The organism is Coprococcus sp. BIOML-A2 (genome assembly GCF_009875795.1).
Lineage (GTDB): Bacteria > Bacillota > Clostridia > Lachnospirales > Lachnospiraceae > Coprococcus > Coprococcus aceti.
Genome location: NZ_WWSI01000001.1, coordinates 406,956 through 421,614 on the forward strand (window position 1 = coordinate 406,956; position 14,659 = coordinate 421,614).

Consider the following 14,659-nt stretch of genomic DNA (forward strand, 5'->3'; position numbering starts at 1 on the left):
CCTATACCAATATTGGATTCTTGCCTGTCTGGATGGTCCTGCCGTTGATGTCCTTTATAACAACATCTGTAACCTGTTTGCCGCCGACATATACATTTATCACAGGTGTGTTTCCACCTGGCTTGCCGCCACCGCTGTTCGCCGCTGTGACCGCCCTGTATACACCAGCTTCAATACCTTCGACTATCTGAGCATTATTCGCAACTGCTGTCTTACCATTGCTGAACTTACCAACAAGCTCTCCGTGGTTCGCCATGAACAAGCCGTCCTCCGGGAAACCGCCAGTCGCAAATGTGGATATATGTCCAACATTAAAACCAATTGTAGTTCCATCGAATAATGTCTTATATTTTCCGTGAATAATATCATAATAACGGATAGGATTAATCTTCCAACTCAGCTTGTTAAGATTGTCGATAATGTAAGTATTTATCCATCCAATAACCGTATTTATGGCTGATCTGAAACCGTTTTTTAGTGCCTGCGCAGAAGTAGCTGCTACGATTGTGAACCTTACAGTCTTATTCTTCCACTGTGCCGCTCTATTGTTCCACCACGTTTTTATGCTCTGAATCGTTGTCACGGAATTAACGCTAAACTTTGATATCTTATTTTTCCACTGTGCCGATCTATTGTTCCACCACGTTTTTATGTTCTGAATCGTTGTCACGGAATTAACGCTAAACTTTGATATCTTATCCTTCCACTGATCCGCCCTGTCCTTCCACCATTGTCTTATAGCCGCTGGTGTAGTTGCTACAGTGGCAGTCAATATAGCGGTTTTATCTTTCCAGTCCTGCAGCTTATCTGTTGCCCAGCCTTTTATCTTACCAACAGTTTCCTCATCAAGCGCCGCTGACAACTTTGCTGCTATAGGCAGTGACTTGTTTTCTGAGTCTCCCCACAGGCTCTTTATCGATTCCCAAATATCTGACAAAGTATTCTTCAACTTGAGACCAACCTCAAGTGCTGTATCCTTGAGTTTAGCCCATACATCTTTGATACCTTCCCATATCTTCTGTGCCTGATCTGACCAGTCTGTGCTCTTGATCTGATTGATAATAGCATCCCAGATAGCAAGTACCAATTTGTAAAACGCGCCTGCAACACTGATGACAGCCTTGATAGCACCTGTAATGATTCCTATCCAGTCTACCGATGTTATTGCATCGACAAGATCTGTACCAATAGAATCCCAGTCCACTTCATCGAAGAATGTCGATATACTGTTCAGTACACCCTTTACACCCTCACCGAAGGTCTTACCACCCTCCTTAAAGTCTATCGCTCCAAAGAAGTTATTAACTGTCTTGCTTGCACTCTCCCCGGCTTTCTTCCAATCAAACGTCTTGGCAAAGCCAAAGCCTGTATCTATGACATTCTGAACCGCTGTACCAAGCGTATCTCCAGCCAGCGACCAATCTGTAGTGGACAGCGTGCTGTTTAGTGTTTCCGCAAGGGACTCTCCCCACTTCTTAAAATCAAACTTCTTCTGGAATGTATTGATTGCTCCCAGAATTGTGTTGATTCCATTACCAAGTGTGGATCCTACAAGATTCCAGTCTGTCTCCTCAACTGCTCCATTTAAAAAGTCGGCTATCTTCTCGGCTATGCTGTTGCACTTCTTCTGGACACTGCTCCAATCAATAGATCCTAAAGCACTGTTTATCTTGTCTCCAAGGGCCTTTCCAACAGCTTCCCAGTTGCCACTCTTGATAGAATCTGCAAGGCTGCTTGATATATCAACCTTTGTGGTTTTCCAGTTGCCTGTATTCAGTCCGTTTCCGGAGCTGCCGCTTCCGGAGCTTCCACTGTTATCATCCAGCTTGGTGATCTCGTCAAACCCCAGCAGCACATTCTGCAGTTTCTTTGCACTTGCCGCCGACTGGTCAAGGCTTGCCGAATAATCTTTCTGAGTATATACAGCCTTTTCAAATGTTGTTTGACCTGTAAGGTATGCAAAGAACTCAGCTAGCTTGTTGAATGCATCAGCCACAGTGTTCACTATACTTGTAAGTATTGGTGTTATATAGCTGAGTAGCGGCTGAAATGCTGATAATATGCTACTTTTCAGATAGGTAAATGATGATGCCAGCAGTGACAGATCATTGTTCACAACTGCCGATTGCTTCGCAAAGCTCTGCAAGGTCTCACCCATGCCACTCATAAGCTGCATAAACAGCATTGAGAGCACCATAGACTTCACCATTCTGGCAGTCTGTGTAAACTTAGAGCTTAATCCTGACAGCTTATCTTTAAGTGATGATAATCCTCTTCCTATCAGTGTTGTATTCTCATAAAGAGAGAGCAGTCTGTGCCCAGCATTGCCCGCCGCAGTTCCAAAGTTTCTTATGTGGGACACACCATTTTGGAACCTATGAATCAGTGATGCAGTAGCATTACCGACATTCTTGACAGTAGATGCAAGTCTGCCAAAAAAGCCAGTAGATGTATTCTGAGATGTATTCTGCAAAGCGGCACTGAGCTGTGATATGCGTTCCTGTGCCTGCTGTATAGAATCCCTTGTCTGCTGCATATTTGCCTGAAGCATTTCCTGCTTACCGCTTAAACTTGCTGACTGTGCCGATGCCGTACTATATGCGTTCTGAAGTGATCTCAGTTTATTCTCCTGCTGAGTAATAATAGAGTTCATTCTCTGAAGCCCCTGTGTGCTTCCAAAGTTTCTGCTTTCGGCACTGACTCCTTCCATGGCTGTTTCCAACTTCTCAAGTCTTCCCCATGCCTGTTCACTTGATGTATCCAGTTCATTCATCTTTTTAGTCATGTCTTCCATGGACATGAACGAATTACCAACATCTATGATGTCATAAGGAGACTGCTTGAGTCTCTCCATGGCATTGAATAACTCGTTGGCTGATATTTTATTTTCATCAAGTGTAGTCTTGAGTCTGACCATCTCTGCATTTATGCTGTCGTCAATATTCAGCTCAGACATTATTGAGGACATCGCCTCATAATCTCTTTTTAAACCATCAAGTCTTGTTTGCTGTGCCTGTATATCATTACTGGTTTTCTGAACCTTCTGATTCTGTATATCGTACTTCTGATTCACTGCGTCCAGCTTTATCCTGTACCCATTGAGGGTATTCTGCAACTTCTGGAGCTTGGCCTGTTCCGCATCAAGAGCTTTCTGTGCCTTTTCCTGTGTTGCATCACCGGGATTTCTCGAAACCTTATACGATCTCGTCTCACCGCCATTGTTTGTATTCCCACCCCAATTAGCTGTTGGCCTTGAGTTGAATACATCCTGCATAGTTTCTTTGACTTTTTTCCATCCGGTCGTTATTTTGGCCGTTTCAGCAGTGCTCTGCTTTGATACAGTCTGCATCTTGGAATTTATCTCACCAACCGCCTTGCCTGTTCCGCTAACAGTCTTCGTAACCTCTGACATCTGCTTGTTATATGCAGCACTCTGCTCTGTGAGCGTCCTGAGGTCTTTTGACATATCCTTGATAGGCTGCGTTATCTCATCCAAGGCACTTGCTATGTCCATGGTCTGTGCTTCAGTTCCCTTGAGAGTTTCGGTAATATCTGAAAGAGCTTTCTTCAGCTCATTGGTGTCAGCAGTAAACTTGACGGATATCTCCTCTATTGTCATATTCTGTCCCACCTCCTTCCTTTTCGTATTTCTTCATGATTTATTTTTTGCTCTTATCCACATGCCTGTACATTATTGCCTTGTACTTCTCAAGCTCTGCCTGTCTCTTTTCTTCCTCGTTCCAGTATGGGAATATATCTGATACATTTATATCTCCATCATTCTTCCATACCCACATGGATATAAGCTCAGCCTGCCTGAATGCTATGTTGGCTTCTTGCTGGTGCTTCCTGCGTTCCCGCTCGTTGTAAACCTTTATCATTTCAACAAGCTCACCCCAGGTATAATCCAATGCCTCAAAGAAGCCCACACCGGCTATCCTTGCTTCAAAGAGAAGCCTATCTATATCATAAGGGAGTGCTGTCTGACTTATCTTCGGAATCGCCCGCCGTTGGGGTCTGTCCATTATCCTTCTGCAGCTTCTCTACCCTTTCCTCAAGGCTGTCAAACATAGTCTTATATGTTGTATTGATGCTGTTCACAACACTGTTTGCCTGATCCTTCTTGATGATTCCAGAATTGACTGCAATGTCGGTAAGGACCTTTGCAAAGTCCTCAGCTCCGCTTCTGCCGTTCTCAACAAGCAGATCGTAAAACTCCTCTCCATCTGTGATCTCGTTGTCATTGTCCTTGTAACCCAGAGCTATGCCAAGAATATCAACCGCTCTGTCTATATCATCTACTGCACCCATAAGAGTTGCCAGCATGTTCTCTTCGTACTTCTCCTTGAGAATCTTCTGACCACCTGCTGTAAGTCTCAAGTGAAACTTCTTCTCTGCTCCATCTACCTTGAGTTTGATTTCCAATGTCTGCATATCTGCTTTACCTCCTAAAAAGGCAGGGAGACCATGCCCCCTGCCTGTGATGTATTATTTCATATTGTTGTATTACAAAAATGGATTACGCTTCTACCGGATCAGTAACCTCCCACTCACCCTGAAGGTTTACAACTGCCTTTGCCTTAATGAGGTTGTTGACCTCGGCACCGGTAACTGTCGTTGTAACATATCCCTTATTCTTGAATACTGTCTTGTCAGGGAATGTGACCTCAACATCAACTATAGCCCCAGCATCCTCAAGGCCCTTGAGTATACGATAGTCTGAGGTTGTTGCTCCATTGTCATAGAGATACTCTACCTCCCAGCTATCGTTCTCCTGCACACCTGGAACACTTTTCTTTGACTTATCCTTGAAGCATGTAGCATCAAGTGATGAAGGTGTTCCTCCAATGTCTCCTATCTTTGTTTATATGCTTGTCAGCCTGGTCTCTCTCATAGAGTATAGCTGCGATCTCGACCGCCTTTGAGGCAAAGGCTTCATCGAACTGCTTCACATTCAGAAACAGAACTATCTCATCCTTCGCCTCTTCCAGATAATCGGTAAGGATCTCATCGCTTATATCCTTATCAGAGCCTATCTTCCTCTTAAGCCTTGCCAGTGAATCCATCATGTATCACCTCTCAGTCGGTCGCCTTTGTGGCTGTCTTTGTTTTCTTCTGAGGCTTTGGCTCTTCCTCTGCCTCGGTATCCTCCACCGGCTCATCCTCTGCCGGGGCCACGCTGGCCGGCTCATCCTCTATAACAAAGGTCTTTATGTCCTTGCGGCAATGCTCTACAACACGCTCATTCCGGCAAGTGAAGCTGTGTCCTGTGATAATATTCTTTATAATAGCCATATCTGCCCTCCTACTTCCTGTTCACTGTGAGAGTTGCAAGTGCATTCTTCTGGAGTACCTTGACACCACAGAGGTGAAGTCCCTTGACAGCATCTGAGAAGTTGCTCTCTGGTCTGTAGCCCTCTGTCTCAGTGATCTGCTCAGCGAATGAAGCACCGGCATTTGTACCGGCAAGTATCTTGTACTTTGCACCATCTGTGTTTGGTACATTGTTTGATACATAGATCTGGAAGCCTGCAGCAGCTCCGATGTGTCCGCCCTGAAGGATTGCCATGTTTACATCTGTACCATTGCCAACGAATCTTGAATCCTTCTGGAGAAGTCCATGATAGAATGGTGGCACAACTACCCAACGGCCTAAAAGTGGAACATTCTTCTCTGTGAGTTCTGTTCCAAGATCTACAAGCAAGTCATATGCATCATCCTTAGTCGGAACAAATGGCGACTCATCACTTCCGATTGCTCCAGCGGCACCGGCTACCATGATTCCTGCAAGCAGTGAATCAACCGTATCATTCAGACCATATGCGGCTCTTGCCATAGCCTCGTTCATCAGCTTAGGGTTGGTCTGCGCATTGTCCACATCCTTGATGGCAAAATTGAAGTAATTAGCCTGATCAATAGTAAGTGTGTCCTGCTCACCTGTAAGATCATCTGGAGCATCGATAGCCGCTCCTGTATACTTCTTGATCGTGATATCTCCGATCTGGTTGATCTTTACAGTATCACCAAACTGCTTGATCTCACCCTCATAATCTCTGTTGACAAGTCCTGCATATACATGGATCTTGTCAAGATGTGCAAGAAGTCTTGCACTCCATATCTGTGGAATAAAATTCTTAACTGACATATTTCATCGTCCTTTCTTACTTGTTCTGCTTGAGCACATTCTGCACCTCATCCCAGTGTGCATTGATCTCCTCGGCACTCATAGACTTAATGCTATCCATGGTTATTGTCGTGCCCTGGGTCTTATCCCTTGGTGCTGTGCCTCTCATTTTGTCGCTTACAGAATCCGCAACGGCTGTTCTGAAAGATGCTTCAAACTTATCAATCTTATCCGCTGTCTCTTCTGCTGTGTCGCCTGTCAGAACATCAGCAAATGAAGCATCAAGCCCTCTCTTGATCAGCTCCTTGCCTGTCGCAAGTACAAGCTGCTGTCTCTCAAATGCTTTCTTCTCAGCGTCAAAGGCGGCCTTATCCTTATCAAACTGATATTTTGCTCTCTGCTCCGCTGTCATCTTCTCCAGCTTCTTAGCCTCGTCAAGGTTTTCAATAGCTTCCTTGTCCCACTTCTCCTTGGCTGTAGCAAGTGCCTGTGTGACTCTTGCGTCCGAAGCTGACTGAACAGCCTTTTTGAACTCTGGTCTTGCCAGAATCTCCTCGACTGTCATAGTCTTAAGCACATCTTCAAGTGATGCTGTGCTTGTTGCCTGGTTCTGCTGTGCTCCCTGTGTCTGTGTACCAGGCTGTGTTGTTGCCTCACCAATCTGTGCCTGTGTCTGTGTTGTCTGCTGTGTTTCATCCATAGCTTATACATTCCTTTCTTGTGCCTGTCAGTTCATGCCTGCCAGTAGTCTATTGATATGTCCCCAGCAAGTTCATGCCTTGCTGTTGAGGTTTTAATGTCTTTTCCTTGACAATAAAAAAGACCATGTTTTTACCATGATCTAAATTAGCTACTATTCTGTTCTTATTCCTCTGTATAACACGTATTTGTCAACTTATGGTATACATCCTCATACAGTTCCTGTTTATTGCCATTGTAGGTATACTCAGCATATATCCCATCACCACTGATATTTGTTGACGCAAGGCATTTATAATTCTGTAATGTCTTGCATGACCAGACAATATATATGTCGCCCTCATCTATCTGTATATCTGGGTGATTCTTACGATACCATTCAGTCAACTTCTTGCGACATACATTCTCAAAGTGTTTCATTCCTGTTACTATCATTACTTATCCTCCTATTTTATGCATTAAAAAAGCACCATACATCTCTGTACAGTGCTTGTAATCACATCTAGCATTCTTTTCTACTCTTCTCCTATATGCCTTTTTCCGGGCTTATATAGTTCTTCTATAACTCCATTGGCTATATCTCCGCCTACGTATCCTGGACCATACAGTTTGTCCAAATGTGCTCTAACCTCCGAATCTCTAGGCAATGACCTAAATTTTTCTCTCTGCTTATCATATTCCTCATATGATGTAATACTTAAAAACTCTTCTTTTAAAGTCATCTTAATGCCTCCTCTATCAATTTGATCTCGTACTCATTGAGCATTGTTTTGTCCTTTTGATACACTCTGAAAAGCTCTGAAATAGCCTCCCACATAAATTCTGTATTTAAATTACCATCTGGGGTGATAGCCTCAGTTACGCTATCAATATATAATCTACCTTGATATTCGCTTATAAACTTATCACCATGCAATATATAAATATTGAATTTTTCACCTGAATCATTTTCATATATTTCCGAAGTAATATCTGCATCGCTTAATCCCTCAGTTAAGTATTTCTTATACTTTTCCACAATTTTAGGATCCATCATGCGTTCTTCTATCAGGTGTCCAAATTCATGATCTATATCCTCTTTCTCAGCGCCTTTGGCAATGTTGATAATGCCTTTTTTTACATCACAACTACTGCCATTCTGCCCCATATTAAAGGTTACATCAGCCATTGCTTTCTGCACTTTATCTGGCAACTGTGAGTATGCGTCAACAACAGCTTTTTCATCTCGAATAATGTTTACATCCGACTTTGACGCTTTAAACATTATATCTCTTATATTATCACCATTTTTTGTATTATCAACATCTTTCTTCTCCAACACATACTTCCTGTACCACTGTGCATAACTCATATCAAATGGTACATGAATGTTCTTGTTGGTCTCCGGATCCCTTGCAATTCTCTCTTTTGGAAAAATCCCATCCTCAGGATATGCCATGGTTGTTGATCTGCAGTTGGGGTGCATAGGAGGGAAGTTTACACCTACCTTGGCCTTTGAAACAAAGAATACTTCCTTGTCCAGACTACGGCATATAGATGATGTTCTCATATCAAGTGTAGCAAGATAAATATACCTGAGTGTTCCTGCCGCCTTATATGACATCAAGGTGCCCTGATTACAACAGTGATTCACCTCTGTGCGGATAATACGATTTATCTTATATCTTTCGCTTACTACCCTTGCCTCAAGTGCCAGCTCCATATCTCTGATACTCTGTCCTGTCATAAGGCCCTGTGTTATAACCTCTTCAAGGCTCTCTGCCAGCTTCTTTGTATTCTTCCATACCCGCTTTGAATAATTGGAGCCCGCCCAATTGGTTGCTATTGCCGCTTGTACATCCCTGTCAGTCAGCTTCGTGAAGTCAAAGCCTGTCTCTGTTCTTCTCTGCTGGTCGTATATGCTCCTGTAGTAGCTCTGCTCATATGTATCTATAAGCCTGTCTGTGAGCCTGTAATGAGCTGCAGAGCCAACTTTATAGGCTTGCGCATGTATCAAATCCTTTAATGCCTCAAGACGTGATATGCGAGCCGCATAAGCCGGAGCATTGAGCCTTGCAAGTATAGCCTGCCTGGCTATCTCCTCCTGACACTGTGCAAGTGTGATCATAAGATTGCGGCGCATAGTCTCCGTCTGTTTTTCATTAAGAAGCCTCAAGGCGGCATCCTGGCTTATTCCTGAATCACGTGCATACTTACCAAATATCTCCTCTATCTGCTTCTCTACGATATCCACAGCGCCATCAAAGAGCTTGTTTACATGCATAATATCAACATCGGCTCTGTCCTGGGAGAGCTTCTCAAGATCTACAGCTCTCTTCTCCCAATAGTTGTTGTCGCTCATAGATCACCTACTCTTTCTCAGGATCCTTTTCTTTGTCATCCTTTATAGGTGTCTCCATATCTTGTGCATGCTGTTTAACAAATGTATCTAAATACTGCTGCTGTTCTTCGGCTTTCTGCTTCTTCACATTCTCTATGACCTCATCAACATCTTTGATAAACCAGAGCTGTGAAAGAAGTGTCTTATCATCCACTATACCCCTGAGCTGAGTTACCATATTGATGATTGTTGGCTTATCTATTGGCATTGCAACTGTGAATACAACATCAAGCTCTTTCTTGTCTATGAGAGACATTTCACCCTTGACATTAAGCCAGTGGTTGTACATCTCGAATCTCTTCTTGAGCCCTTTCTCAAGGCTCCTCATCTTGTTCTTCACAAGCATATTCATAACCATCAACTTGAGCATGAGGGCCTGTCCTGAGCTGTTTCCTGCAAAATTCTCATCTGTCATATCAACTGTAAGGGTCATCTTGTGGATTTCTCGGATAATATCATTACAGAGCACTGAAACACTGTTTTCATCAAATGCTTTCTGTATGTACTCTATCTTTCCATCCAGTGGCAAGCCATCAATGAAGCGGTTCTTCTTCAGTTCTTTCTCGTCATCGTCATCTAATGTCATACCGAACATGGCAAGGATTGAATTGACGAACTTCTTCTTGTCTGTCACTCGGTCGCTGAAAAGCTCGTTGAGTGCATCCTGCATAGGAATGATCTGTTCAAAGTCACCCTGTCTCTCATCGTTGTTCTGGTACTCCACCACAGGAACCTCACCAAAGTAATGCTCCTGTTCGCTGCCCTCAACAAGGTAAAATTCAAAGTTATCAAGGTCACGACTCCTGTATTCTTTGGTGTTGTGATCATTGCATACAGTGATTGAATAATACTTTGATTCATTCAGATCTTCCTGTATCTCATAAATAATCGCAAATAACTTATTGTGCTCCACTGTATTGTCTCTGACCATGATACAGTTCATAGGGTTCACTACTGTACTTCGTGGCTCTGGATTTTCATCGCTGTTCCTCTCCTGTCCGATCTGATACAACGCTAGGGGAGCTGGCTGATGCTTATATAGCATCATTACGGCAGTGCAAGAGGAAAGAAAGTACAATTGTGACTGAGAAATCATATATATATCGTTGTGTAAGCACAATTGGTAATGATGTACTCGTTGACAAACTTCCTCCCCGCTATATATATGATCAACTTCTTGCTACCGGTAAAAAAATCAGCACAATAAACGGATATATAAAATATCTGAAATTCGCTCTAAAATGGGGGGTGAAAAACGACTATCACTCAAATCATGATATACTATTAAAACTTGACTATATCAGCGAAGAGAGCTCCGACGAAATACCAGAGGTATATGACATCAGCAATGAATATCTGGAACATGATGAGATAACAAAATTACTTAATTACTTTATAGACAATAACCACTGGCAGGACTACTATATATCCTATTTTCTGATTCTTACAGGCATGAGGATTGGGGAGCTTGTGGCACTTGAAGATTCAGATGTGGATATTACATCCAAAACTATTCGTGTTACCAAAACTTACTACCCTGCAACCAAATACGCAACGTCAGCCAAAACAAGTGATTCAATCAGAAATCTTCATATACAACCTGAGCTTCTCTTACTTATAAAAAAACTCAGACTTTGGCGAAAAGAAACAATGTTTGAAAATGGAATTAAAAGCACACTTTTTATGCCGCACTTGAAGACAGGCGGCTATTTATCCTATGGAACCTATAACCTACACTTGAAGACAGCCGCCTCTGAAGTTCTTGGCAGAGAGATAACTCCGCACAAGTTGCGCCACACACACGCTTCCATTCTGGCAGAAACTATGTCAGCAGAACAGATATCACGTCGTCTAGGCCACCATGACGACAAAATAACAAAAGCTATTTACATTCATATCACTAAAAAAATGAAGCAAAAAGACAATGCGGCTGTCGACACAATATCAATTATCAACTAAAAAAAATGACCACTCAGTTTTCACACTGAATGGTCATCTTTTATTTTTTTGCCCCTAAATTGCCCCTAAAGGCTCTCTCACAATTGTCGTACACAGCATAAACCCTTGATTCTTCTAGCTATTCATACATTATAAAATTATACATATTGTACAATTTTGTATCCATAAATATCCTACCACTTATCGCGTTAAAGTGCTACATTTTTATCCATACAAAAACAAAGGAGATCATTATGACAGACTTAAACAATGCCGAAACACAAACCGATGCCCCCTGTTCCGCCATCAATTATTGTAACCTCAACGGATACGAACTCACCGCAGAAGAGAAGATAATCTTTCTTAGTTCCTATGTATCCCGCATTGACAACGAGACAGTGTATCAGCCCGCAACCAGGGAATTTGTCCAGAATTTCAATGTAGATGCCGCCATCAGCATAATAAACAATTATGCCACAGCAGACTCATTTTTCAGAAGAATGACAGGTTCATTTCCGTATATCAAAAACTCGCAGCGTTTTTCATCCCCGGATATATATTTTCTTCTATTGGAGTTAAAACTGTACATCAACGAGAGACGGCGCGTAATAGCAAAAAATAATTCAGCGGACACGCTCTCTATCATTGAACAATACAAAAACCGTTACTCGTTCAACCAGTCAGCCACCCAGAAAATGGAAGCCCTGCACAGCATAAAAGGTTTCGCACATCCATCTTTCTTTGTGCCGGAAACCGTACTGTACATAAACGAAAACTCTATCCTGTACGTACACTCAGCTTTGCGCTATATCGATATGCTTCTCGAATACATGCAGCGGAATGACAATTCTATAGATTATGAAATTTATTCTTTTTTTCAGAACTTCAAATCCATGTTATTCAACAACGAGCACGACACAACGCCAACATATATAATCGAACAGTCAAGAGATTATATCTATAGCATTCTCGGAAATAGCAAAAGAAAATCTAAGATGACTGACATATGCAAATACGCAGCCTTCGTGGAAAGTCTCACAGAACTCGGTAACGCCATAAGCGCATCCAATATGAAACTCTAAATCCCCCCTGTTTTTCAGAACATAAAAACAGCCCGTCGCTTATGCGACAGGCTGTTAAGAAGGGGGGAGTGGAGGATTCCTATGTTTTGGGGTTTGGGGTTATGGGGTTACATTACATCGTATAAAGGGATTTCTACGAATTTCGTGCTAAGGGAACCCTCCGTCTATCAAAATATAAGTGATTGTCTTTTTTATAACCAGAAGGCTTGTTGATCACAACTCATCTCCTTGTTATGCCCATATACTATCAAAACACTTTGAAATTGTAAATACGCAAAAATTTATAAAACGAAGGCTTTTTTTTGTGGTAATTTATCAACAGTTGCGCATTTCAATAGTTTTTAGAAGATTTTTGAATGCAAAATGATTGTTTTTTTCACGTTTGAACGGTTTATTGTTCATTATGATCACTTTTCGCAACAATAAATTTCAGATTATCGTGCAAAGCTGTCAAATTCGTTTGACTGTTGGCGAAGATCGGAGTGTTGTAATATAATAGTAAGAAGTCAATCATCTCGGAGGACATGCTATGAATGAAAACGATATTCTAAAGGGGCGGTTAAAGGATCTGGCAAATGCCGCCTTCCGCCAGAACAGATATACATATACTAATTTTCTGAGTGCTGCAGACATGGAAGTATTTTACAGTAATCTTGAACAGTTGTCATTTGCAGGATATACCATCTTTGGAGGCAGGGAATCCTGCGACCGCGTTATGATCGCCTTTGGAAATGAAGCCGACTGCGGCTACGCACCGGCTTTTCCCATCTGCACCATGAAGGTTTCCGCTGTTTCGGACAAATTCTCAGACGATCTGAACCACAGGGATTTCCTTGGGGCACTTATGAATCTTGGCATTGAGAGGGAGATGGTGGGCGATATACTGGTCACCGAATCCACTCATTCTGGCAAGCACAACAATGCCTATATATTCTGTGTGGACACTGTTGCCGATTATATCGCAGAAAATCTGACAAAGATAAGGCACACAAATGTAAAATGTACTTTTTGCAGCACCCAGGATACTGATGAGATACAGATAAAAAAGGAACCTCTGCACATAATCGCGGCATCTGCAAGAGCGGACGCAGTGACCGCCACAATAACAGGCCTTTCAAGAAGCAGCACATCCCTGTTGTTCAGGGAAAAGAAATTTTCACTAAACAACAGGTTGTACGAAAACAGCAGCTACCAGTTAAAACCGGGCGACGTATTTTCAATACGTGGATATGGCAAATATGAATTTGTCGAGACAGGCAGCGCAACCCGGAAGGGCAGACTGAACATAGAATTACTCAGATATATTTGATCTTCTAACAACTAGCAATTGATCAGTTCACTGTAGTATCTTTTCACATCAGCGCGTCTTGTTGCGCTGATGTGTATACTTTTACCATTTGTCAGTATCATTTCATGAGCCGTGCATCTGCTCACATGATCCGGATTTACAAGATAGGATTCATGTGGTCTGATAAATCCCCCGTAGCCCACCTTCATGCGTTTTTCCATCTCGCCAATACTTCCATAAAAAACATATTTTTGTTCCGTTGTGACCAGATTTATGCGACGTAGTTCGCTTTCAAAATACATTATGCTCCGGGTATCTACACTGTATCTCACCCTTCCGGATACAAATGTGAATCTTCTCTCATCCCGGCTCCCCTCAACCGCCATCGTCATCACCTTTTTGAAATTTGCCGCATTAACAGGTTCATACAGAATATAACACGGTTGGATATCATACAATCTCCGGTTTATTCCTGCTGCTATCATCACGAGACTACCTACCCTGCGGTCTTTTTTCAAGACATCGGCCACATCCCAGGAACGATACACCACCACTACATCGTAAATTCCTTCAAGATCCATGTCGACCATGATCGCATGCACATTGTCATAATATCTCACAGCGCACACACATCCCGCATCTCTCTGCCATATACCCATGTACTCCTGCAACAACGGGCTCATTACTTTCTCCTCACTGTACACAGCAATCTTCAGCATATCTCCCTCCAAAGCTGCAGAAGCTTCCGCTCCTGTTCATCCCGGATAACGATTTCCTCCCTCGGAGTCATATCCTCCTCCATCACATCGATATCCCATATGAAATAATCACATGTGCGGTTAAGCACCCTCGACAACAGCACCAGCCGCTTCAGGCTCGGCAGACTTCCGCCATTTTCAAGACGGCTTATATATTTGCCATCTGCATAGATAAGATACCCCAGCTCCTTCTGTGTGAGGTTCATAGACTTGCGGGCATCCTTTATTCTCTGCCCAATAATAACACTGTTCAATTTTTTCTCCTCCCTATCCGTCCCCGCGGACAACAATATTACTTTACAATAAAATCGCAAAATAAAAAACCGCATCCCATGCGGACTTTCCACATAAGATGCGATTTTTAGTACACTTATTTACTAAATATTTCGA

At 42.5% G+C, this 14,659-nt stretch carries 17 protein-coding genes; 3 read left to right on the top strand and 14 right to left on the bottom strand.

The window, feature by feature from the left end:
- Position 1: 1 nt before the first annotated feature.
- The 12 genes from GT575_RS01835 to GT575_RS01890 all read right to left on the bottom strand — a co-directional run bounded on the left by GT575_RS01835 (position 2) and on the right by GT575_RS01890 (position 10,251).
- Positions 2-3,619 carry a hypothetical protein gene (locus GT575_RS01835; protein WP_161171373.1) on the bottom strand — a complete coding sequence of 1,206 codons (3,618 nt, stop codon included), beginning with the start codon at positions 3,617-3,619 and terminating at the stop codon, positions 2-4.
- Positions 3,620-3,659: 40 nt separating this feature from the next.
- Positions 3,660-4,025 (bottom strand): hypothetical protein, encoded by a 366-nt coding sequence (locus tag GT575_RS01840; protein ID WP_161171374.1) that lies wholly within the window; start codon positions 4,023-4,025, stop codon positions 3,660-3,662.
- On the bottom strand, positions 3,967-4,434 hold the full coding sequence (locus GT575_RS01845) for a hypothetical protein (protein ID WP_055222271.1): 468 nt from the start codon (positions 4,432-4,434) through the stop codon (positions 3,967-3,969). Before GT575_RS01845 ends, GT575_RS01840 begins: the two co-directional genes overlap by 59 nt.
- Positions 4,435-4,519: 85 nt before the next feature.
- Positions 4,520-4,858 carry a phage tail tube protein gene (locus GT575_RS01850; protein WP_161171535.1) on the bottom strand — a complete coding sequence of 113 codons (339 nt, stop codon included), beginning with the start codon at positions 4,856-4,858 and terminating at the stop codon, positions 4,520-4,522.
- The gene (locus GT575_RS01855) at positions 4,824-5,069 is read right to left on the bottom strand and encodes a phage head-tail connector protein (RefSeq protein WP_161171375.1); all 246 of its coding nucleotides are present in this window, start codon (positions 5,067-5,069) and stop codon (positions 4,824-4,826) included. Before GT575_RS01855 ends, GT575_RS01850 begins: the two co-directional genes overlap by 35 nt.
- Before the next feature lie 10 nt (positions 5,070-5,079).
- Entirely contained in the window at positions 5,080-5,295 is a 216-nt protein-coding gene (locus tag GT575_RS01860; protein ID WP_161171376.1) for a hypothetical protein, read from the bottom strand.
- Between the two features lie 10 nt (positions 5,296-5,305).
- Positions 5,306-6,145 carry a P22 phage major capsid protein family protein gene (locus GT575_RS01865; protein WP_161171377.1) on the bottom strand — a complete coding sequence of 280 codons (840 nt, stop codon included), beginning with the start codon at positions 6,143-6,145 and terminating at the stop codon, positions 5,306-5,308.
- Between the two features lie 16 nt (positions 6,146-6,161).
- Positions 6,162-6,824, bottom strand: coding sequence for a DUF4355 domain-containing protein (locus GT575_RS01870; RefSeq protein WP_161171378.1), 663 nt, complete (start codon positions 6,822-6,824; stop codon positions 6,162-6,164).
- A 164-nt stretch (positions 6,825-6,988) separates the two neighbouring features.
- Complete coding sequence (locus GT575_RS01875) at positions 6,989-7,258, bottom strand: DUF6275 family protein (RefSeq protein WP_055222280.1); 270 nt, start codon at positions 7,256-7,258, stop codon at positions 6,989-6,991.
- A gap of 80 nt (positions 7,259-7,338) precedes the next feature.
- Positions 7,339-7,545, bottom strand: coding sequence for a hypothetical protein (locus GT575_RS01880; RefSeq protein WP_055222281.1), 207 nt, complete (start codon positions 7,543-7,545; stop codon positions 7,339-7,341).
- The gene (locus tag GT575_RS01885; RefSeq protein ID WP_161171379.1) at positions 7,542-9,164 is read right to left on the bottom strand and encodes a minor capsid protein; all 1,623 of its coding nucleotides are present in this window, start codon (positions 9,162-9,164) and stop codon (positions 7,542-7,544) included. Before GT575_RS01885 ends, GT575_RS01880 begins: the two co-directional genes overlap by 4 nt.
- Positions 9,165-9,171: 7 nt before the next feature.
- A complete protein-coding gene (locus GT575_RS01890) occupies positions 9,172-10,251 on the bottom strand; it encodes a phage portal protein (RefSeq protein ID WP_161171380.1) in 1,080 nt (359 codons plus the stop codon).
- A gap of 32 nt (positions 10,252-10,283) precedes the next feature.
- Here GT575_RS01890 and GT575_RS01895 point away from each other — a divergent pair, with 32 nt between their 5' ends.
- From GT575_RS01895 to GT575_RS01905, 3 genes are all read left to right on the top strand, one after another.
- Positions 10,284-11,162, top strand: coding sequence for a tyrosine-type recombinase/integrase (locus tag GT575_RS01895; RefSeq protein ID WP_161171381.1), 879 nt, complete (start codon positions 10,284-10,286; stop codon positions 11,160-11,162).
- Between the two features lie 233 nt (positions 11,163-11,395).
- Entirely contained in the window at positions 11,396-12,223 is an 828-nt protein-coding gene (locus tag GT575_RS01900; RefSeq protein ID WP_022215969.1) for a hypothetical protein, read from the top strand.
- Positions 12,224-12,752: 529 nt separating this feature from the next.
- Positions 12,753-13,532: a YlmH/Sll1252 family protein gene (locus GT575_RS01905; RefSeq protein WP_022215970.1), complete on the top strand. Its 780-nt coding sequence runs from the start codon at positions 12,753-12,755 to the stop codon at positions 13,530-13,532.
- 11 nt (positions 13,533-13,543) lie between these two features.
- Here GT575_RS01905 and GT575_RS01910 read toward each other — a convergent pair whose 3' ends face one another.
- Positions 13,544-14,230: a LytTR family transcriptional regulator DNA-binding domain-containing protein gene (locus GT575_RS01910; RefSeq protein ID WP_055272066.1), complete on the bottom strand. Its 687-nt coding sequence runs from the start codon at positions 14,228-14,230 to the stop codon at positions 13,544-13,546.
- The gene (locus tag GT575_RS01915; RefSeq protein WP_161171382.1) at positions 14,224-14,523 is read right to left on the bottom strand and encodes a helix-turn-helix domain-containing protein; all 300 of its coding nucleotides are present in this window, start codon (positions 14,521-14,523) and stop codon (positions 14,224-14,226) included. The genes GT575_RS01910 and GT575_RS01915 overlap by 7 nt, the downstream gene beginning before the upstream one ends.
- Positions 14,524-14,659 lie beyond the last annotated feature (136 nt).